18 protein-coding genes are annotated in these 20309 nt (G+C 51.3%); 1 reads left to right on the forward strand and 17 read right to left on the reverse strand.

Translation table 11 applies throughout. The features are described 5' to 3' along the window. Nucleotides 1-10: 10 nt before the first annotated feature. The 7 genes from dnaB to rpsF all read right to left on the reverse strand — a co-directional run bounded on the left by dnaB (nt 11) and on the right by rpsF (nt 5791). The gene (gene dnaB, locus DWY25_RS03555) at nt 11-1342 is read right to left on the reverse strand and encodes a replicative DNA helicase (protein WP_006057566.1); all 1332 of its coding nucleotides are present in this window, start codon (nt 1340-1342) and stop codon (nt 11-13) included. A 6-nt stretch (nt 1343-1348) separates the two neighbouring features. After that, nucleotides 1349-1798 (reverse strand): 50S ribosomal protein L9, encoded by a 450-nt coding sequence (gene rplI, locus DWY25_RS03560; protein ID WP_117893752.1) that lies wholly within the window; start codon nt 1796-1798, stop codon nt 1349-1351. Between the two features lie 3 nt (nt 1799-1801). Then, nucleotides 1802-3754 carry a GGDEF domain-containing protein gene (locus DWY25_RS03565; protein ID WP_117893755.1) on the reverse strand — a complete coding sequence of 651 codons (1953 nt, stop codon included), beginning with the start codon at nt 3752-3754 and terminating at the stop codon, nt 1802-1804. A gap of 4 nt (nt 3755-3758) precedes the next feature. After that, the gene (locus DWY25_RS03570) at nt 3759-4682 is read right to left on the reverse strand and encodes a DUF2232 domain-containing protein (protein ID WP_117893758.1); all 924 of its coding nucleotides are present in this window, start codon (nt 4680-4682) and stop codon (nt 3759-3761) included. A 62-nt stretch (nt 4683-4744) separates the two neighbouring features. Beyond that, nucleotides 4745-4975, reverse strand: coding sequence for a 30S ribosomal protein S18 (rpsR, locus tag DWY25_RS03575; RefSeq protein WP_006057562.1), 231 nt, complete (start codon nt 4973-4975; stop codon nt 4745-4747). A 17-nt stretch (nt 4976-4992) separates the two neighbouring features. Then, entirely contained in the window at nt 4993-5472 is a 480-nt protein-coding gene (gene ssb / locus DWY25_RS03580; RefSeq protein WP_006057561.1) for a single-stranded DNA-binding protein, read from the reverse strand. A gap of 28 nt (nt 5473-5500) precedes the next feature. Further along, on the reverse strand, nt 5501-5791 hold the full coding sequence (gene rpsF, locus DWY25_RS03585) for a 30S ribosomal protein S6 (protein WP_006057560.1): 291 nt from the start codon (nt 5789-5791) through the stop codon (nt 5501-5503). Nucleotides 5792-6046: 255 nt separating this feature from the next. Between rpsF and DWY25_RS03590 the strand changes: the two genes are divergently transcribed. Then, nucleotides 6047-6898: a hypothetical protein gene (locus tag DWY25_RS03590; protein ID WP_117893761.1), complete on the forward strand. Its 852-nt coding sequence runs from the start codon at nt 6047-6049 to the stop codon at nt 6896-6898. Nucleotides 6899-7045: 147 nt separating this feature from the next. Here DWY25_RS03590 and DWY25_RS03595 read toward each other — a convergent pair whose 3' ends face one another. From DWY25_RS03595 to DWY25_RS03640, 10 genes are all read right to left on the reverse strand, one after another. Next, entirely contained in the window at nt 7046-8209 is a 1164-nt protein-coding gene (locus tag DWY25_RS03595) for an aminotransferase class I/II-fold pyridoxal phosphate-dependent enzyme (protein WP_006057547.1), read from the reverse strand. Beyond that, nucleotides 8206-8694: an Lrp/AsnC family transcriptional regulator gene (locus DWY25_RS03600; protein ID WP_117893764.1), complete on the reverse strand. Its 489-nt coding sequence runs from the start codon at nt 8692-8694 to the stop codon at nt 8206-8208. The genes DWY25_RS03595 and DWY25_RS03600 overlap by 4 nt, the downstream gene beginning before the upstream one ends. Before the next feature lie 378 nt (nt 8695-9072). Beyond that, nucleotides 9073-9750, reverse strand: coding sequence for an ABC transporter ATP-binding protein (locus DWY25_RS03605; RefSeq protein WP_117893767.1), 678 nt, complete (start codon nt 9748-9750; stop codon nt 9073-9075). Nucleotides 9751-9764: 14 nt separating this feature from the next. After that, complete coding sequence (locus DWY25_RS03610; protein ID WP_117893770.1) at nt 9765-11336, reverse strand: ABC transporter permease; 1572 nt, start codon at nt 11334-11336, stop codon at nt 9765-9767. A gap of 188 nt (nt 11337-11524) precedes the next feature. Beyond that, nucleotides 11525-12199, reverse strand: coding sequence for an ABC transporter ATP-binding protein (locus DWY25_RS03615; RefSeq protein WP_117893773.1), 675 nt, complete (start codon nt 12197-12199; stop codon nt 11525-11527). A 14-nt stretch (nt 12200-12213) separates the two neighbouring features. Continuing rightward, nucleotides 12214-13764, reverse strand: coding sequence for an ABC transporter permease (locus DWY25_RS03620; protein ID WP_244925920.1), 1551 nt, complete (start codon nt 13762-13764; stop codon nt 12214-12216). A 107-nt stretch (nt 13765-13871) separates the two neighbouring features. After that, nucleotides 13872-15482 carry a PASTA domain-containing protein gene (locus DWY25_RS03625; RefSeq protein ID WP_181981676.1) on the reverse strand — a complete coding sequence of 537 codons (1611 nt, stop codon included), beginning with the start codon at nt 15480-15482 and terminating at the stop codon, nt 13872-13874. Between the two features lie 172 nt (nt 15483-15654). After that, nucleotides 15655-16530 (reverse strand): NAD(P)H-dependent oxidoreductase, encoded by an 876-nt coding sequence (locus DWY25_RS03630; protein ID WP_117893782.1) that lies wholly within the window; start codon nt 16528-16530, stop codon nt 15655-15657. A gap of 239 nt (nt 16531-16769) precedes the next feature. Further along, nucleotides 16770-18749: an excinuclease ABC subunit UvrB gene (gene uvrB / locus DWY25_RS03635; RefSeq protein ID WP_117893785.1), complete on the reverse strand. Its 1980-nt coding sequence runs from the start codon at nt 18747-18749 to the stop codon at nt 16770-16772. Beyond that, nucleotides 18739-20256, reverse strand: coding sequence for a S41 family peptidase (locus DWY25_RS03640; RefSeq protein ID WP_117893788.1), 1518 nt, complete (start codon nt 20254-20256; stop codon nt 18739-18741). The genes uvrB and DWY25_RS03640 overlap by 11 nt, the downstream gene beginning before the upstream one ends. Between the last annotated feature and the right edge of the window lie 53 nt (nt 20257-20309).

Here is a 20309-nt window from a genome sequence, read left to right on the forward strand (position 1 = left end):
TTCGGGGTCGTTACCCATTCTGATTCTCATAGTTGTAAAAGGCGTTGATGTTGCGTTCAAACGCCAGCTCGATCTGACGGGTCGGACCGTTACGATGCTTGGCGATGTTGATTTCTGTTTTTTCTGTGCCTTCCTCGCTCTTTTCCCGCTGATAGTATTCATCACGGTATAAGAACATAACGATGTCGGCATCCTGTTCCAGGGCTCCGGATTCACGCAGGTCGGACAGCATCGGCCGCTTGTCCTCACGTTTTTCAACAGACCGGGACAGCTGCGACAAGGCGATGACCGGCACCTGCAGCTCACGCGCCAACCCTTTCAAGCCGCGGGAAATTTCAGAAACTTCCTGCTGGCGGTTGTCCGGATTGCGGCCGCTGCCGGTGATCAGCTGAATGTAGTCGATCAGGATGACGGCCAGACCGTGCTCGGCCTGAAGCTTGCGGCATTTGGAATGAATCTCGGAAACCCGCACATTCGGGGAATCGTCGATAAAGATCTTCGTCGCCTTTAAATCCGCGGCCGCTTCATTGAGCTGATTCCATTCGTTGTTATTGAGAAAACCGGTGCGCAGCTGGCCGCCCGGAACCCGGCTTTTGGCGGAAAGCATACGGGAGATCAGCTGCTCGGCAGGCATTTCCAGAGAAAAGATCGCCGCGGCCTGATGGTTGAGCTGCGCGATCTGCATTGCGACGTTTAACGCGAAAGCAGTCTTGCCCATCGAAGGTCGGGCCGCCAGGATGATCAGGTCGCCGCGCTGGAAACCGTTGGTTGTGTTGTCCAGATCCCGGTACCCCGTCGCGACGCCGGTCACGCCGGATTTCTGTGCGCTCATTTTATGAATATTTTCAATCACTTCATTTACGACTTCATTGCTGGATTTAAAATCGGTCGTCTTGCGGCGGCGCGTCACGTCGAGGATCTGCTTTTCCGCCATGTCCATCATCGATTCCATGTCGCCGGCATTCTGCATCCCTTCCTCGGCGATATTCTGCGCGGTTTCAATCAAATTGCGCAGTAACGCTTTGGACTGGATCAGTTCGATATAGTATTTCGTACTGGCAGAGGTTACGGAACTGTCCGCCAGCTGCATGATGTATTCCAGACCGCCGACCGAAGCTAACAGACCTTGATCGGTCAGAAGGCTGGCTACCGATACGGCGTCGACCGGTTTGCCTTCGCCATTGAGTGTTTCCACGGCGGCGTAGATTTTGCGGTGCGCTTCTAAAAAGAATTCTTCGCTGCGCAGTCCTTCTTCAGACGCGATGCGGACGCTATTGGGATAGATGAAGAGCGAACCCAACAACGACTGTTCGGCGTCAATACTGCTGGGCATCTGCCGCATACGCGATTACTCTTTTCCTGTAACCTGGACGCGGATCGTCCCGATCACGTCCTTATACAGTTCAATCCGGACGTTGGTGACACCCAGGCTCTGGATCGGTGCGGTATCGAGAATCTTGCGTTTGTCGATATGAATGCCGTGTTTGCGCTCTAATTCCTGAGCGATCTGCTTCGTCGATACAGAACCGAAGACACGGCCTTCCTTGCCGCTCTTAACCGAGAACTGAAGCATAATCTTTTCCAGCTTCGCCGACGTTTCGCGGGCCTGAGCTTCCATTTCCTTTTCGTTCAGCTTCGCCTGAACCTTCTGTTCGTCCAGAATTTCCAGACTCTTGGCCGTAGCCTGAACGGCCAGCCGGTTGCGGATCAAAAAGTTGCGGGCATAGCCGTCGGCAACCTCCACGATCGCGCCTTTCTTGCCTACCTTGCTGACATCGCTTAATAAAATGACTTTCATCGTTTATTCCTCCTTCATTACTTCGTCCAGCGTGGCGATCAACTCGGTTCGTAAATCTTCCACGCTCGTATTTTCCCGCTGCAGCGCGGCGGCGCTCAAATGCCCTCCGCCATGCATCCGTTCCATAATCACCTGCACGTTGACATGGCCGCGGCTGCGTGCGCTGATCGCCGTCTGGGAATCGCTGATCTTGGCGATGACAAAAGCGGCTTCCACGCCTTTGATCATCAAAATCGTATCGGCAACCTGCGACAGCATCGCGCGGGAAAGAATCTCATTGTCCGTCACTGCGGAAATGACAATACCATTATCTCTTTTTTCACAGAATTTTAAAACCTTTGTTTTCGTTTCAAATTCAGAATATTCATCCTTTAATAAATTATCGGCTTCCTGCGGATCCGCGCCCCAGCGGCGGATCATCGCCGCGGCTTCAAACGTGCGGGTGCCGGTGCGGACCTTAAAGCGGTTGGTGTCGATCATCATGCCCGTCAGCATAATCGTTGCTTCCTCGCTGATAAAGTCGACTTTTCCCGTCTGATACGGCACAAATTCCGAGATCAATTCGCAAGCGCTGGACGCGCCCGGTTCGATGTAGACAAGGATCGGGTTGATATCCAGATCGGTACGACGGCGGTGATGATCGAAAATCGCGATCTTTTTGGCTTTTTCCAATACCTGCGCGCCGTTGGACTGACTTGGATGATGGTGATCGGCCATGATGACCAGCGTCCCGTCCCGCAGCTGGTTCAGCGCTTCGTTTTCCGTAACAAATTTATGCCGCGGCTCCAATTCCTTCTTATACAGATTCATCGCGCCGCTGAGCTTTTCCTCCATCCCGCCGGATTTGGAAATGATGCAGCACGGCTTATCGTATGCCTGAACGATCCGGCTTAAACACATCAGCGAACCGAGGCAGTCGAAATCGGCCTCTTTATGGCCTAATAAAATCACGTTCGTACTTTTCTTGATCAGATCGCGGAGCGTATGCGCCATGATCCGCACGCGCACACGGCTGCGCTTTTCCTGCGCTTCGCTGCTGCCGCCGAAATACTTGACATCCTCGCCCTGGCGGCGGATCGCCACCTGGTCGCCGCCACGGCTCTGCGCCAGTTCCAGCAGCTGGTTGACCATTTCATCCAGCTGCGCCACGTCGCTGCTTCCGCGGGCAAAGCCCATGGACAGGGTGATCGCCACGTCGAGCTGCTGGGATGCTTTGCGGGTCTGGGCGAGAATGCTGAAGCGTTCATCCACGATCTGCTTGAAAATCCGTTCGTTTAAAACGACGAGGAACCGGTCGGACTTTAACCGCCGCAGAAGCATGCCGTGATTCTTCGCCCATTCGACGACCGGCTGGCGGATATTGTTGTTGATCATCGCGATTTCCTGTTCTTCTTCATACTGCGTGGATTCTTCGTAGTTATCGAGATGAATCAGACCGACGACGACCTGTTCTTCCTGATACGCTTTCTCCAGCTGCTGCTGTTCGGTGACATCCTGGAAAAATAGAATCCGGGCGTCTTCCTTGCGCGCGATTTCATACGTCCGGTCGTCGATCTGAACCTGGACGTTTTCCACATCTCCCTGAATCAGATCGTTGACCTCCGGCAGCCACATCGTCAGTTTTTTAGAAATACGGTTGATGCCGCGCTCAGCGAACAATTCGCTCATCCAGGTGATCGTGTAGTTTTCGTCATAAGTCAAAATCCCGATCTGACCAAACTGGAAAGCATCCTTGGCTTCGCTGCCCAGAATCCGGGAAACGCCGAACATCCGGTTCTGGCTGTCCTCTTGAAAATACTGCACAAGAAAATACACCGTCAGCGTATTGATGATGAAGTACAAAGCGGCGAGCTTGATATCCAGATCGAACAGGAAGTGCAGGCTGACTAAGCCTAACAATTCGACGACGATCAGGATCAGCAGCAAGGTTTTGAGCTTTCCGATTTTTTCAGACACAAAGTTACCTCCCTAAGATTTTCTCCCGCATATCGGTCGTGACATACAGGAATCCGACAATCGCCAGCAGCGGCAGCATGATCGGCAGCATCAAGAACGTGATGAGAATGACGAACAGCGCCACGTTTTTATGGTAGCGGACCGCCCCGTAGACCAGGCAGCAGATATACCCGAAAAAGACCAGCACCAGCGCCCCCAGCACACCGCCGATCAGAATCAGCTCCGTCGCCCAGGACGGCAGCGTTGCCAGCTGGCTGGTAAAATTACTGGCGATAAACAGAAGAAAGCAGACGTAGGCCAGCGCCTTCGGAATCATGATCTCGCTTAACGGCTTCGGCGGCGCGACTTTGATCTTCATCCGCTTCAGCATGAAATTCGAAAGCAGATGGACGATGATGCCTTCCATCACGCCGGTCAGCACCGCGGAGAGGACGAAGATCATTTTAAGAAATCCCGTGATATCCAGGCTCGCCGGCAGCTGCACGTTGAAATTTTCCGACATCTGCGTCATCATTTTGCCCATTTCGGAAATTTCCATAGCTATATCATAACCGAAAAAGGACGCAAATAAAACCGTTGTGATTAAATTTGAAAGAATGGTAAAGATCATCGTCGTCAGCATCAGGCGCAGATTATTCCATCCGCTTTTCACGCCCTGGCCGTACACTACGCCGCAAACGCAGGCCGTAATGACGTAAAACCAGGTTTGCGGTCCGGCGATAATAAATGAAAGAAAAATAACGGAAACAAACGGAACCAGCGCGCTTTTCCATCCGTATTTCACCGCGTACATCACCATCGGCAGCGGTACCAGCCACGCGGCGTACAAATCCAAAAGCCCGGCCAGCTGCCGGTTTATAAACAGAAACAAGCCGATCAGGGCGACCATCATCGCGCCGTCGGTTATTTTTCTTACACTATTATTCATGTTGTCCCTCCTGTGAATGGCAAAAACCTCCACCAGATCACTGATGGAGGCTTTTTCATAACTTAGTCGTTAACGTAAGGCAGCAAAGCCATCTGGCGTGCGCGTTTAATCGCAGTCGCCAGCATGCGCTGATACTTCGCGCGCGTGCCGGTAACCCGCCGTGGAATGATCTTGCCGTTGGCAGAAACAAACCGCTTCAGCAGTTCAACGTCTTTATAGTCGATCGAAGTGATATTGTTCTTTGTGAAATAGCAAACCTTTTTGCGTCCCATACGCTGTTTTTTGAATGCCATAGTCGATCTCCTTTCAATTAAAATGGTAAGTCATCGCTGGAAATATCCAGTGTCGGACCAGCGCTGAAATCATCGAATCCATCGTTCGCCGCTGCGTCCCCGAACGGGTTCGCCTGAGCATAGCCAGCATTCTGCGGCTGATAGCCCATCGTTGCGGAACGATTTTCAGAAGCCGATTTCGATTCCAGCAGCTGTACGCTGTCACAGACAACTTCTGTGACGTACACTTTCTGACCGGAAGCGTTGTCATAGTTTCGTGTCTGAATCCGTCCGTCAACGCCGACCAGCGCGCCTTTGTGCGCATACTGACCGAGGAAATCCGCAGATTGCCGCCAGGCCACGCAGCTGATGAAATCAGTCTGCCGGTCCTGCCCGTTGCCGCCGGAGAACCGACGGTCGCAGGCGACGGTGAAGGTTGCGACAGAAAGTCCGCTCTGGGTCTTTCTCAGCATTGGATCGCGGGTTAAACGCCCGACTAAAATGACACGATTGATCATGACAGCTCCTCCTTCAGTTCTTTATCGCTTATTTTTCGTCCTGTTTGATGATCATGTAACGGACAATGTTCGCATTGATGCGGGACAGACGATCAAATTCTTTAACCGTTGCATTGTCAGCTTCAAAAGTTACAACCATGTAGTAACCTTTGGTCATGTCTTCGATACGATACGCAAACTCTTTGACTCCCCAATCATCTACCTTCAGGATTTTTCCTCCGTTGTCGGTGATGATAGCGTGCAGTCCGTCGATAACCTGCTGACGAGCTGCATCATCCAGGGATGCGTTTACGATGTACATGACTTCATACTTTTTCATGTAGCACACCTCCTTATGGTCTATTGGCTTATCGCTTGGCGGATAAGCAAGGAGTAAATATTTTTTATATCTACCCGTTTATCTAGTATAGCAAACTCCCCAGCGAAAGTAAACATGTTTTTTTGTTATTTTATTTTTGAAAAAAGCCTGTCATTCCGGCCTGATTTTCCTTTGCCAATCCTCGATTTTACGGTATTCAACTGCCTTTTCCCTGACGTTTCCTATATAATAAAGTTAGAAATAAGGAGTGTCGTTATGAAATCATACCGAATGGGATGGATTGCCTTTTCGATCCTGCTTTTACTGGCAGGCTGTCAGCATCAGCCTGAGGAAATCGGTCTGACCGCCGTTTCTGCCGTTTATCAGAAGCAGCAGGCTGAAAATCAGAAAAATCCGGAATTCGCAGAACAAAACGCGGAAGTCATCGCCGCTTTCGTCGATGAAGTGGTAAAGCTGCGCTTTCAACGCGCCGGCGAAGCTTTAGCGTCCCATCTAAGCGAAGCCTGCCGCGAACGGTTCATCGCCGCCAACCAGGCCGTCACCGGAACGGATTACGGTCTAGCCCGGTTAGGCAAGCTGGAAAGCTGCACGATCCTGACGATCAATGACAACACGGTTTTGGCTCAAATCAACGCTTCTTATGGGGACACGCCTGCGGCTTACACGCTTGTTCTAACACTGATCAGGGAAGATCAGACCTGGCTTGTGGATCAGATGCGCTGGATGGAGAACGATCAATCCCCGCGCGGTCCGGTTGAAAGCGCCGAACAGCTTGCCAAAGCTTATCAGGAAGCGGTTCTTTCTCAGGATTATGCCCGGCTTGCTTCCCTCTATAACATTACAGCGGAGCCGGAGGGGCTCTTATTCTGGAGTACCGTCAGGATTACCGACTGCGAAATCACGGCGCAGAAGATTCAGACAGGACAGGCTTGCTTTCAGCTGCAATTCACCGTCGCGGATCCCGGCATGTCCCAGCTGAAAAAAGGAACCTCGACTGCCTGGCTGTGGTGCCGCCGTCAGCCGCAGCATGACGGAGAATCAATATCCGGCTGGATCATTGAAGGTTTGATGACAAAGCAGCCGCCCACATCCTGGTGGCAGTCTTAGTACGCCCCTCATGCCGCAAATCTCATCACTTGTTTTATCTGGATAACGGGGAGAAACCTATCCCGCAGCGGTATCCAAAGGAAGATGAATTTAAACTAAAGCTCTGAACTTCATCCACGAAATTCAGAGCTTTGCTTATTTTATAATTTAACAAGTTTCAAGGAACCGGCTGATCCGCTCCAGCGCACCCTTGATTTCCTCAATGCTGTAAGCATAAGAGATCCGCACGAACCCCTCGCCGCTGGCACCGAAAGCGTTGCCCGGAACGACCGCAACCTTTTCTTTTTCCAACAGCTTCTCACAGAATTCTTCCGAGCTCATTCCGGTATGCTTGATCGACGGGAACACATAGAACGCACCCTGCGGCATTGGACATTGCAGTCCCATCCGGTTTAAGCCGTTGACGATAAAGTTGCGCCGGCGTTCAAAAGAATCCTTCATCATTTCAACGTCTCCGTCGCCCTTGGCCATCGCTTCAATCCCGGCATACTGGCTGATTGTCGGCGCACACATGATCGCGTACTGATGAACCTTATTCATCGCGGCGATCAGATCCCGGTGCGCGGCGATATAGCCTAACCGCCAGCCGGTCATCGAATATGCTTTGGAGAATCCGCTGATCAGAATCACCTGATCCTTGATCTCGCTGAACGAAGCGATCGAGCAATGCTTGCCGCTATAGGTCAGCTCAGCGTAAATTTCATCAGTGACCACCGCAATCCCGGATTCCTGGATCAGCGGTACAATCTCGCTGAAATCTTCCTTTGTCATGATGCCGCCGGTAGGATTTCCCGGGAAATTCATTAAGATCGCTTTGGTCTTCGGGGACAGCGCCTGCTTAAGCTGTTCCTTTTTCAGTTTGAATTCATCTTCTTCTTTTAATTCCACAATCACCGGGATACCGCCGGCCAGACGAACGCACGGCTCATAGGCGACATAACCCGGAGACAGCACGATCACTTCATCACCCGGATTCAATAACGAGCGGAAAGCGATATCGATCGCTTCACTCCCGCCGACCGTGACCAGAATATCGCTGTTCCACGCATACTCCAGCTGGAATCTCCGTTTCAGATAACGGCAGATTTCCTTGCGCAATTCCGGCAGTCCGGCATTCGCGGAATAAAATGTCCGGCCCTTTTCAATCGCGTAGATCGCTTCCTCGCGGATATGCCACGGGGTATCAAAATCCGGTTCGCCGACGCCCAGCGAAATAACCCCTTCCATTGAGCTGGCCAGATCAAAAAACTTGCGGATGCCTGACGGCGGAATGGTTCCGATGACGTCGTTTAACAATGATTTAGGATTCATGGAGTCACCAACAGACGTTCCTGATCGTCTTCCTGCTGATCGATGATCACACCTTCAACTTTATACTGTTTCAAAACGAAGTAAGTAGCCGTTCCCTTAACACCTTCAATCGGGGCCAGCTTCTGACCGACAAAATCGGCGACTTCGCGCATTGTCCGGCCCTTGACGATCACGATGAATTCGGACCGGCCGGAAATCAGATACATGTTGCTGACCTCCGGATAACGGTAGATTTTTTCCGCGACTTTATCATAACCGCAGTCGCGCTCCGGCGAAGCGTTGACTTCGATCAGCGCCATGACGTGATCCTGGTTTGTCTTATCCCAGTTGATTACGGTATGATATCCGCAGATGACCTTTTCCTCGGCCAGCTTCTTCATTTCCCCGTCCACCTGTTCCGGAGTTGAGTTTAAAATATCGGCAAGATCGGTTACGGATATCCGGGCATCCTGTTCGATCGCTTTTAATAATTGAATCTCCTGCATGAGTATTCCTCGCTTTCTATTTTCCTAATGACCTGTTGTTTTCAGCCGTCAGGCCATCCAGGAAACGAGTTTTCGCATTCTCCGCATTCCCATTTCCTAACTTCCCCCGCTTTCCTAGTTAGCTTTCGCGCTGAATCCGCGCATTCGCTTTCAGCTGTTGACTTTCTGCGGCAGTTCTTATTTTTCCAAACCGCCGGGATGCTGAATGATTATAGGATATCATAAAATCAGACGCCGCGGGCAATGTTTCTCTCTTTGTTTCAGAAAATCATGACATTTTTTTAGATCTTCATGAAAATTTTCAACAAAACAGGACCAGGTCACCCTGATCCTCTCTTTTCCATCTTAATTTATAAGCAATCCGTTCTGTGATCCTCTTTATTGAATATCCTTGAGCTGTCCTTCATTCAGATAGACCCGATGATCGCTCAGCTCCGAGACGACGTTGGAGTGGGTGACGACGATAACCGTCTTCCCGAATTCCTCGGTCAACATCCGGAAAATCTTGATGATCTCCTGTTCCGTCGCGGTGTCCAGGTTGCCCGTCGGTTCATCCGCGAAGATTAAATCCACGTTGGACGCGATCGCCCGCGCAATCGCTACGCGCTGCTGCTCGCCGCCGGACAGCTTCGTTACCAGTCGGTCTGCTTTCGACTTCACGATGCCGAATTTCTCCAGCAGCGCATACGCTACTTCCTTCTGATTCTTCGGAATCGCGTTATCCGTTTCCGTCATCGCCAGTTCAATGTTTTCCAGCCCTGTCAGATAGCTGATCAGGTTGTACTGCTGGAACACGATTCCGATCTTATTGCGGCGGTACTTGTACAGTCCGATCTTATCCAGATCGTCCCCTTCGTAATAGATCTTGCCGCTTTCCTGCTTATCCAGTCCCGCAATGATCGACAACAAGGTCGTCTTGCCGCTGCCGGACGGGCCGAGGATTGTGTAGAACTGCCCCTGCTCAAACTCATAGGACAGATCTTTCAGAATCTGACGCCGGAAGCCGCCGTCCTCGTAACCGTAGTTCAGATTTTCTAACTTTAATATCGTTGTCATTTTCTCTGTCCTCCTTAATTCTGATTCATTAAGATCTTCTTCGGGTTAAACCGCATGATCATAAACGACGGAATCAGGATCGAAATGAAGACGACGCCGATGCCCAGAATGTAGATTTCCGCGATGATCATCGGACTGATCTGAACGTCGTATTCCGCTAACAAATCATCCTGACTGATCTCCGTGAAGTAATTTGTTTCACCCCAGTAGATCGTTCCGTTGTTTTGATCGTCCAGCGAACCATACTGACTTTCCGTATCGACCTGATAATCCATAACCATCTTGCCGACCTGTTTGGCGACGAGTGAACCGCTGGCGACCGACAGGGTGAAGCCGATCAACGCGACGATGATCAATTCGACAAAGAACTGCGCCACAATCTTCATCTTGGAGACACCGATCGACAACAGCACGCCGATCTCATATTCGCGGGTTTTCAACGTTAAGGCCGTAACGAGCGTGATGATGACGATGGCATTGATCGCGACGATCCAGACGATGATGTTGGAGAACAGTGATAACGTATCTAATGGCCGCGCCAGCTTCTTGAACGTATCGTTATTCGCGTCGATCTTCATGAAATCTTTCAGATCGCTCTGATGATCCGCGACGAACTGATCGACATTCAGCGGATCGTCCAGCAGGAAGACCGCTTTGTTGACATAGGTATAGCTTTCCGGCGTTGGCGTTTCGGAATCGACGTAGTATTCCGGATTCTGGGCCTTGGAATATTCATACTGCTTAATGCCCATGTTGTAATAAGCGTTGCCATACGCCAAAGCCGGAGCCAGGATTGTATTGTCCGGCGAGTCATACCGGCTCATCCATTTGTATTCATCAGAATTTTCATCGAGCTCATCGTTGTTGTGATAGATGCCGATGATTTCCAGATTCATGTGAATATCATCCTCCGTGATGCCACTCTGTTCGTAATACCGCATATCATTCTTACTGATCAGATCGATGGTGATGACATCGCCGACACGCAGATTGTTATGGCTGGCCAGCTTATCGGTGATCAGGCAGACCATTTTACCTTCGTCGACTTCTTCCTGATTATAAAACCGACCCTCGACAATTTCATACATCTTGTCTTCCAGCTCGATCATATTCGGGAAGTAGTTCGTCTGCAGCTTTAAATCCGGTTCGATGTATTCAACGGTTGTTCCATCTTCATAGGTCATCGTTCCCCCGCCGTTATTTTCCCGATCGTTGTTCAGCGGTACCGTTTCAAAGCCGTTGGAATAAAGCATATTGGTGCTTAGGACGTTGACGGTTTTAACCCGCTCGTCGCTCATCAGGTTTTTGATATCATCCATCGTTACCGACGGATAGTTTTTATAAGCTTCCTGCTGAGCCTCCTCGTCCAGATCCTCTACATATTTACGAAATGCGTCATAGTCCACTTCATAAGAGACGACGGCGCGCATCTTCTGCCGGGTTTCAATCTTGGCCTGCTCCGCCGCGTTATTAATTCCCAATCCGATGATGACTAAATTGCCGATCAAAAAGAAGGTGACCGCCAACAAAATCGATTTTGACATGCGGCGCGTAACGTTTTTGATCGCACGAGTGAAAAAATTCATCTTTATTTCCCCTTTCCACCATGACGGAGACCGCCATGTTCTATTCTACAGCTTCATAGTACCATAGAAGTCTGAATTCTAAATATAGAATTCCTTTCAATTTTATTACAAGAAAAGACCGGAGTGTTTTTACTCCGGTCCTCAATCTCTTTCCCGGCTGCATTTAACCAGCCTTTACGGGATTATCCTTAAATATCTTTCAGCTGGCCTTCGTTCAGGACAACGCGATGATCGCTCAGCTGGGAAACGACGTTGGAGTGGGTCACGACGATAACCGTCTTCCCGAATTCCTCCGTCAACATCCGGAAAATCTTGATGATCTCCTGTTCCGTCGCGGTGTCCAGGTTGCCCGTCGGTTCATCCGCGAAGATTAAATCGACGTTGGACGCGATCGCCCGCGCGATCGCTACACGCTGCTGCTCGCCGCCGGACAACTTGGTGACCAGTCGGTCTGCTTTCGACTTCACGATGCCGAATTTCTCCAGCAGCGCATACGCCACTTCCTTCTGATTCTTGGGAATCGCGTTATCCGTTTCCGTCATCGCCAGTTCAATGTTTTCCAATCCCGTCAGGTAGCTGATCAGGTTGTACTGCTGGAACACGATTCCGATCTTATTACGGCGGTACTTGTACAGTCCGATCTTATCCAGATCATCCCCTTCGTAGTAGATCTTGCCGCTCTCCTGCTTATCCAGTCCCGCGATGATCGACAACAAGGTCGTTTTACCGCTGCCGGACGGACCGAGGATCGTATAGAACTGACCCTTCTCAAACTCATAGGACAAATCCTTCAGAATCTGACGCCGGAAGCCGCCGTCTTCATAGCCGTAGTTCAGATTTTCTAACTTTAATATCGTTGTCATTTTCTCTGTCCTCCTTAATTCTGATTCATTAAGATCTTCTTCGGGTTAAACCGCATGATCATAAACGACGGAATCAGGATCGAAATGAAGACGACGCCGATGCCCAGAATGTAGATTTCCGCGATGATCATCGGACTGATCTGAACGTCGTATTCCGCTAACAAATCATCCTGGGTGATCTCGGTGAAATAATTCGTTTCGCCATAATAGAAGTTATTGTTGTCGTCATTTTCATCCGCGTATTTATTTTCCGTATCGACCTGGTAGTTCAGCACCATCTTGCCGACCTGCTTGGCCACTAACGAACCGCTGGCCACCGACAGGGTGAAGCCGATCAGCGCCACAATGACCAATTCGATAAAGAACTGCGCCACAATCTTCGCCTTGGATACGCCGATCGACAACAGCACGCCGATCTCATATTCCCGGGTTTTCAGCGTTAAAGCCGTAACGAGGGTGATGATAACGACGGCGTTGATCACAACGATCCAGACAATGATGTTGGAGAACAGCGACAGTGTATCCAACGGCCGCGCCAGCTTCTTAAAGGTTTCATTGTTGGCATTCAGAATGACGTAATCGCCGGTCTGATCCTGATAATCCTCAACGAACTGATCGACCTGCAGCGGATCTTCTAAAAGATAGACGGCCTTGGAAGCCCTGTCGTAATCTTCCTTCGACATAATATCTTCTTCTTTATAATACTCCGGCATCGTCGTCATGTAATAACGGTACGATTTAACGTAGAAATCATAATATTTGTCGGAAGCCGTGGTCGCCGGCATCAACAGCGTGTTCTGCGGCGATTCATAGCGGGCCATCCATTTGTATTCGTCGGAATTGGGATCCAGCTGTTCGTTGCTTTTATAGATACCGATAACCTCCAGGGACAAAAGCAGATCGTCCTCCGTAAGCTCAGAACCTTCCATATCCATAATCTGCGATGGATCGGTGATGTTGACGCTGATCGTATCGCCGACACGCAGATTGTTCAGCTCTGCCAATTCTTTCGGGATACAAACAACCGCGGCGGAATTGTCAATGTCTTCCTGCGTGTAGAAACGGCCTTCCAGCATCTCATAGGTGCCGTCCTGGAATTCTATCATATCCGGATACCGGTTAGTCTGCACGCGCAGATCCGCCGGCTTCCAATTATAAGACATCATGGAAACCGCGCCGTCCACAGAAGCTTCCGCGTTTTCCTGCTGATTGTAGTTCTTGTCAAAATCATTATTCAGCGGGACTGATTCGAAATCCTTGGCATACATCTGCTGCGTGGAAATGAAGTTGACCGCCTTCACCCGGCTGTCCGCTTTTAACTTTTCAACCTTATCCAGCGTGAGCCGCGGCGAATTTTTATAAAACTCTTCGCGTTCATCGTCATCGGTAATCTTATCCGCGTCGTTGTAATAGGTCGTATAATCCAATTCCAGTGAAACGACCGCCCGCATTTTCTGACGGGTCAGAATTTTCGCATTTTCAGCCGCATTGTTGATGCCCAGTCCAATGATGACCAGATTGCCAATCAGGAAAAAGGTTACGGCCAGAAGAACCGATTTGGACATCTTCCGTGTCACATTTTTAAGCGCTCGATTGAAAAAATTCATATTTCTCATTCTTCCTTTCTGGTTAAAACTCAGGGAATCAACAGAACGGGGATACAGCCGGCGCTTTATTCAGCGGCCGGGCTGCCCTCGTCGGCGTTTTGAGTTCCGTCGTTCTTATTCTCATTAGAATCCGGAGCATTTAACTTATCCGGATCATAATAAACTTCAATATTTAAAGCATCGCCGGCTTTAAACTTATCATTTGGAACAACCTCTAAGCCATCAGGTTTTGTAACTTTGATCTGACCATTCTTCGCGGAATCCGATACATAATTGAAGCTGCACGCTAACTTATTTGTATCGCAGAAAGACTTCATCGCAGCTTCCGAGCCCAGCGGCGTCAGACCGATCTGAACCTCTTTCGGCTCCTCCGGCTTCGGTGTACAGCCGCCGGTCGATTTCTTATACCCGATCTTCGCGTTCAGAGGCAGCGGCCGATCGCAGCCGTGCGGCAGATCGGTTCCGTCGTTAGCCATGCAGTGATAGCTGATGATCTGGCCCGGTGTCGGATACTCGTCCGAGCATTCTTCGCCGTCCCACGCGCCCGCTGTAATGCTCGCGCCGCGGTAATTGACATCGTCAACCCACGCGTTCAAAGCCAGGTAATCCTTACCCAGATATTCGCGGCTGTTGGTCTGCAGCTGCGGCATATACAGTGAAATCGTCAGTTCCAGAACCGTGCCGGAATCGACCTGGCTGCCCGCCTTGATCGACTGCGAGATCACGCTGCCGGCCGGCGCATCGCTGTAAACTTCCTTTTTGACGATCGAAACCGCGTTTTCCTTGTTCGCAGCCCAGGCTTCCAGCTGATCCTTTGTGTAACCGACTAATTGCGGAACCTTGACAGCTTTCCCCTTGGAAACGGTCAAGGTCAGCGTATCGCCCTGCTTCATCGTTTTGCCGGATTCAATCGACTGGGAAACGACCAGTCCAGTCGCAATCGTGTCGTGGTAAACCTCGACGATCTCCAGCTCAACCTTTTTGCTTTTCGCCCAGGTTTCAGCGCTGGATACTTCCTTCTTCACGAAGTCGTCAACCGTAACCTCACCGGCCGGCTGCGGTCCCTTGGACACGCTGATCGTCAGATTGGTGCCGCGGGTGAAGTTGTTTTCATTCACGGATTTCAGATCGAAGGAAATGACCTGATCCTTTTCCACCGTGTCGCTGTAAACAGTATTCACCTTCACCTTTGACAGCTTGTTCTTACTGATCCAGTCGTTGATCTCGTCAAGCGTCATGCTCTTGATATCCGGGAAATCAATCTTCTCATCCGGATCAGCGCCTTTGGACACCTCGAAAATCAAGGTTGAATCCTTCTTGATTTTGCTGCCTTCTTTTTTATTTTGCGAAATGATCTGATCGGCGTCATAATCCATGGAATATACCTGATTCATGACGATATTCTTAGTGTCGATGCCGTTTTCCTTCGCCCAGATTCCAACGTCGTTGGTCGTTTTGCCAACAAAGTTCTCAACCTTGATCTTTGGGGCAAAAAACAGGAAATACACGCCGATGATCGCGATGATCAAAGCGGCGGCGGCGCCGATCATGATCTTCGGATCCAAACTGCGCTTCGGTTTAACGATCCGTTCTACTTTTTCTTCTTTGAAGCTGTCCGGCTTTTTCTCAATCTCTGAGGCCAGGGAGCTCAAATAATCTTTTTTTGGTTCTGCCATTACGGTTCTCCTCTCCTTTTTCTTTCCATAATCCAAACATAGTCTGATAACCTTATCTATTATAACATAGCGGATTTCGCATTTTCTTAAATCTTTATGACAACCGTAAACGTACGGAAAAAGAAAACGCCGCGCCCGGCATTTCATCGCCAGCGCAGCGTCTTTGTATCTTTTAGTTGAAGTAAACCTTGTCCAGGAAAGCGTTCAGATCGGAGCGCAGCTGCTCGATTTCTTCCCCATAGTTTTCCGATTCATTGCCCGGTGTGCGGTCATTGACAAACCGGCCGTAGTTGGTCGTGCCCCAGAAGGCTGAGGTATCGTCGTCGAAGACCTTGAAGGCGTTCATGTAAGTATCCCACTTTTCATCTTCAATCCCGACGCCGTCGCCGATATAACCACGTCCGCCGCCGAGGTAGCCGCAGTTCATGATCGTGAAGTAGCTCTTGTCTTTTAACAGACCTTCCAGACCGTTCGCGCCGTCCTGGTAAGCAAATTTCTTCGCGAAGACTTTTTCTTTATATCCTTTGACGATCGTGATTTCAGAATCATGCCAGTTCGGATAGACGAAGATCAGATGATCGGCCTGGCTGACCAGATCCTGTTCCTTTTTAATATCTGCCGACGGTTCGCCCTGGCCGTCCTTGGCGTAATAGAAATCCGCCGCGGAAAGAACCGGATTGAAGTTCATCGTGTACAGATCGCGCATTTCCACTTCCATGCCTTGTTCTTCCATGTGCTTCATTGCCGTGCGGGCCATATCCCACAGGACGCTGTTGTGACGCGGATCCCCGATGACAAACAACGCTTTTTCCTTATCGCTGTCGGTGAAGCCGGCCGGCGTATAATCCTGAATGTAGGCTTCCTGAACGATCGAAGCAGAAGTGACCGAATCGACAGTCGGACCGGTAAAGGAATCGGTCTTGGCCGTGCTTTCCGGCGTCGTTGTGGCTTCCGGCGTGGTTTCCGGAGTTGGAGTGGCTTGTGGCGTCTGAGTGGCGCAGCCCGCCAGCATCAGAACCGCAGTCAAAATGAGAATCAGTTTTTTCATGCTTTCCTCCTTGCGTTTTCCGAGTTTTGTGAGCAGGATCGACCAAAAGCTCAGTTTCCGAGTTTTGTGAGCAGGAAAAACTAAAAGCTCAGTTTTCGAGTTTTACGAGCAAGAAAGAACTAAAGCTCCGCCGGAATTTCCGGCTACCGGGTTTTATTATAGCATAGATTCCGGCGATGTCCAGACGTTCACAAAGCAGAAAACCGGCGTTTCCACCGGTTTTCAACAAATGAGTAAAATTACAGCGTGGCTTTAAGCTCCAGAAGCATATCGCGCAGCTCGGCGGCACGCTCGAAGTCGAGCACCCGGGCGGCATCTTTCATCTCTTTCTCGAGATTGTCGATCAGCTTCTGTTGTTCCTTCTTGCCCAGCTTGGATTTCTTCTTCATGTAGCGAGCAGCCATTTCCTGCGTTTCCTTGCCATGGATCGCCTCGCCGATGTCCTTGACGATCGTCGTCGGCGTGATGTGATGTTCTTCGTTGTAGGCGATCTGAATCGCGCGTCGGCGGTTGGTTTCTTCAATCGCTTTCTTCATCGAATCGGTCATCTTATCGCCGTACATGACGACGCGGCCATGCGCGTTTCGGGCAGCGCGGCCGATCGTCTGGATCAGCGAACGTTCTGAACGCAGGAACCCTTCCTTGTCAGCGTCGAGAATCGCAACCAGCGACACTTCCGGAATATCGATGCCTTCGCGAAGCAGGTTGATGCCGACCAGCACGTCGTATTTGCCCCGGCGCAGGTCGCGGATCGTTTCCGTGCGCTCCAGCGTCAGCGTTTCATGATGCAGATAGGCGACCTTCAGATCGTTCTTTTTCAGATAATCCGTCAGGTCTTCCGCCATCTTGACGGTCAAGGTCGTGATCAGCACGCGCTCGTTGGCCGCGATGCAGTGATGGATTTCATCCAGCAGATCGTCGATCTGACCGCGCGTCGGCCGCACTGTGATTTCCGGGTCCAGCAGGCCGGTCGGACGGATGATCTGTTCGACGACCTCGCCGTGGACTTTTTCCAGCTCGTAATTACCCGGCGTTGCGGAAACATAAATTGCCTGATTAACGAGTGTTTCAAATTCTTCAAAGCGCATCGGCCGGTTATCCAGCGCGCTCGGCAGACGGAAGCCGTATTCCACCAGCGTTTCCTTGCGCGCCCGGTCGCCGTTATACATGCCGCGGATCTGCGGCAGCGAGACGTGCGACTCGTCGACGACCAATAAGAAATCTTTCGGGAAATAGTCGAACAGGTTCCACGGCCGCTGCCCCGCAGGCCGGCCGTCGATATGCGAGGAATAGTTCTCGATCCCCGGACAGACGCCGAATTCCCGCAGCGCTTCCAGATCGTAGCGGCAGCGTTGTTCCAGCCGCTGTTTTTCGACCAGCTTGCCCTGCCGGTCCAATTCGGCTAAGCGCAGCTCCAGTTCTTCCTCAATTTCCTGACAGGCCCGTTCAATCTGATCCTTCGGCCGGGCATAGCCGCTGGCCGGGAAGACGTTGTAAACTGTGTACGCGTTCTGCAGCTTGCCGGTCAGCGGATCGACTTCGCAGATGCGTTCGATCTCGTCGTCAAACATTTCAATCCGAAGCATGAACGCATCGGTATGGCCCATGTTGACCTCGATCGTGTCGCCGCGCACGCGGAACGTCCCGCGCGCCCGATCCATATCATTGCGCTTATACTGGCGATCGACCAGCTTGCGCAGAAGATCGTTGCGATCGATGCGGTCGCCGACGCGGATCGTAAAGAACATGTCGCGGTACTGGTTCGGATCGGACGACGCATAGATGCACGCGACCGAAGCGACGATGATCGTATCGCGCCGTTCCAGCACGGAGTTGACAGCCGCCATCCGAAGCATATCCAGCTCGTCGTTGGTCATCGCGTTCTTTTCAATATACGTATCCGTCTTGGGCATGTAGGCTTCCGGCTGGTAGTAATCGAAATTGGAAACAAAGTATTCCACACGGTTGTGTGGAAACAATTCCTTGAATTCGGAATACAGCTGACCGGCCAGCGTCTTGTTATGAGCGAACACCAGCGTCGGCCGGTTGACGCGCTCGATCACGTTGCCGATCGTAAACGTCTTGCCCGTGCCGGTCGCGCCCAGTAATACCTGTTCTTTCTTGCCGGCCGCTAAGCCGGCGACCAGCTTGTCGATCGCCCCCGGCTGATCGCCGGTCGGCTTGTATTTGGAAACTAACTGAAAATGTTCATTCGCCATTAAGAATGCTCACCGCCTTCTGCAGCTGATTGTCGACGTTTTTATCCATCGACCAGCGATAGCGGACGCCGGAAACCAGCGACTGCAGCGTGGCGGCGTCCAGCACCCCGCTTGCCTCTAAATTATGCTCTGACTGATACCGGCGCAATGCCTGCGCCGTCGAAGCGTCAAAATAGCCGTCGCTGCGGCCGACCGGATAGTCCAGGAAAGCAAGCGCCTTCTGCGCCGAAGCGACATGCTCGCTGACCTGATCGAGCGTATAACTTTCGTCCTCTTCCATCATAAAGGAAGCCGTCGTCGTCTGCAGCACCGGCGGCAGCTCGACAATCTGATCCGGGGTGATGCCGACGCCGTTGATCCATTCCTCATTCGGCGAGAGCCAGCGGGAGTTCGTGTATTTCAGCACCGAACCATCGGCAAACGGCCGCTGCACCTGCACGCTGCCCTTGCCGTAGCTCTGGGTACCGATCAGCGTCACGTCATCGCGCTGTTCCTTCAGAGCCAGCGTGAGCACCTCGGAAGCGCTGGCAGTATCTCCGTTGATCAGAATCACAATCCCTTGAATATTTTCAAACTGTCCGGCCGTCGTATGACTTTCCACCCGCCGGCCGTCCTTGTATTCCTGCGTCATGATCAGCGTGTCCTCCGGCAGAAACAGGCTGGATACACTGACCAGCGCGTCCAGATAGCCGCCGCCGTTGTCGCGCAGATCAATGATCAGCCGCTCCAATCCCTGCTCGCTCATCATGCTTAAATACCGTTCGCATTCCACGCCGGTCGTCGAACCGAATGAAATGATTTCCAGATAGCCCAGCGATCCGTCGAGCATTTCGCCATAGACCGTGTTGTTGACCTCGCCGCGGGTGATCGTCATCGTCACCGGTTCGTTGTCGCGCAGCACTTCCAGCTCAACCTGTGTTCCAGCCTCGCCGCGCACCAGATCCGCGACGTCGTCGCTGGGCAGATCGGTCAGATCCTGGCCGTCAGCCTTCATCAGGATATCGCCGACCTGCACGCCGGCGTGATAGGCCGGGGAATCGGCGAACACGCGGGTCACGATCTTCGGTCCGGACGCGTTGTACTGAATGCCGATGCCGACGAAGTTGTTGTCGATCGCGGTGGAAAACGCCAGCGTCTGTTCCGCTGACATGTAGGTGGTATGCGGATCCAGCGCCGAGCTGCTCATACCGTAAAGCGCGCTGTCGATCAGATCCTGTTCCAGGTTTTCGTCGTCCTTGCCGAAATACCATTCGTTTTTCATGATGCTGTAAATCGAATCCAGCTTGCCCTGGGCAAACTTGTCTTGATTGACCGTGCCGCCGACACCGGCGGAAGAACGAACCGGATGAAGCGTGCCGCCTAACAAAAAGCCGACGATAAAAACGACCGCCAGCGAGGCGATCATCAGCGCCGTGACCTGTTTGCGCCGCTGACGCTCGCGCATCTCATCCGGCCACAGATGGCGTTCTAATTTAATCTTCACTGTTTTCTTTTCATTTTCACTCATTCGGGTCACCTCAGTTTTTTTATTGTACCACAGTTTACCGTTCCGGCCTGACC

Source organism: Holdemania filiformis (assembly GCF_003459085.1).
GTDB classification, from domain to species: Bacteria; Bacillota_I; Bacilli_A; order Erysipelotrichales; family Erysipelotrichaceae; genus Holdemania; species Holdemania filiformis.

Bases quoted from the DNA above. Each gene is read 5' to 3' on its own strand.
- rpsF (WP_006057560.1), bottom strand. From the start codon at position 5,791: ATGAAAAAGTATGAAGTCATGTACATCGTAAACGCATCCCTGGATGAT.
- DWY25_RS03605 (WP_117893767.1), bottom strand. From the start codon at position 9,750: ATGACAACGATATTAAAGTTAGAAAATCTGAACTACGGTTACGAGGAC.
- DWY25_RS03615 (WP_117893773.1), bottom strand. From the start codon at position 12,199: ATGACAACGATATTAAAGTTAGAAAATCTGAACTACGGCTATGAAGAC.
- DWY25_RS03570 (WP_117893758.1), bottom strand. From the start codon at position 4,682: ATGAATAATAGTGTAAGAAAAATAACCGACGGCGCGATGATGGTCGCC.
- DWY25_RS03600 (WP_117893764.1), bottom strand. From the start codon at position 8,694: ATGCAGGAGATTCAATTATTAAAAGCGATCGAACAGGATGCCCGGATA.
- dnaB (WP_006057566.1), bottom strand. From the start codon at position 1,342: ATGCGGCAGATGCCCAGCAGTATTGACGCCGAACAGTCGTTGTTGGGT.
- DWY25_RS03630 (WP_117893782.1), bottom strand. From the start codon at position 16,530: ATGAAAAAACTGATTCTCATTTTGACTGCGGTTCTGATGCTGGCGGGC.
- rpsR (WP_006057562.1), bottom strand. From the start codon at position 4,975: ATGGCATTCAAAAAACAGCGTATGGGACGCAAAAAGGTTTGCTATTTC.
- ssb (WP_006057561.1), bottom strand. From the start codon at position 5,472: ATGATCAATCGTGTCATTTTAGTCGGGCGTTTAACCCGCGATCCAATG.
- DWY25_RS03590 (WP_117893761.1), top strand. From the start codon at position 6,047: ATGAAATCATACCGAATGGGATGGATTGCCTTTTCGATCCTGCTTTTA.
- DWY25_RS03625 (WP_181981676.1), bottom strand. From the start codon at position 15,482: ATGGCAGAACCAAAAAAAGATTATTTGAGCTCCCTGGCCTCAGAGATT.
- uvrB (WP_117893785.1), bottom strand. From the start codon at position 18,749: ATGGCGAATGAACATTTTCAGTTAGTTTCCAAATACAAGCCGACCGGC.
- rplI (WP_117893752.1), bottom strand. From the start codon at position 1,798: ATGAAAGTCATTTTATTAAGCGATGTCAGCAAGGTAGGCAAGAAAGGC.
- DWY25_RS03595 (WP_006057547.1), bottom strand. From the start codon at position 8,209: ATGAATCCTAAATCATTGTTAAACGACGTCATCGGAACCATTCCGCCG.
- DWY25_RS03640 (WP_117893788.1), bottom strand. From the start codon at position 20,256: ATGAGTGAAAATGAAAAGAAAACAGTGAAGATTAAATTAGAACGCCAT.
- DWY25_RS03620 (WP_244925920.1), bottom strand. From the start codon at position 13,764: ATGTCCAAATCGGTTCTTCTGGCCGTAACCTTTTTCCTGATTGGCAAT.
- DWY25_RS03610 (WP_117893770.1), bottom strand. From the start codon at position 11,336: ATGAATTTTTTCACTCGTGCGATCAAAAACGTTACGCGCCGCATGTCA.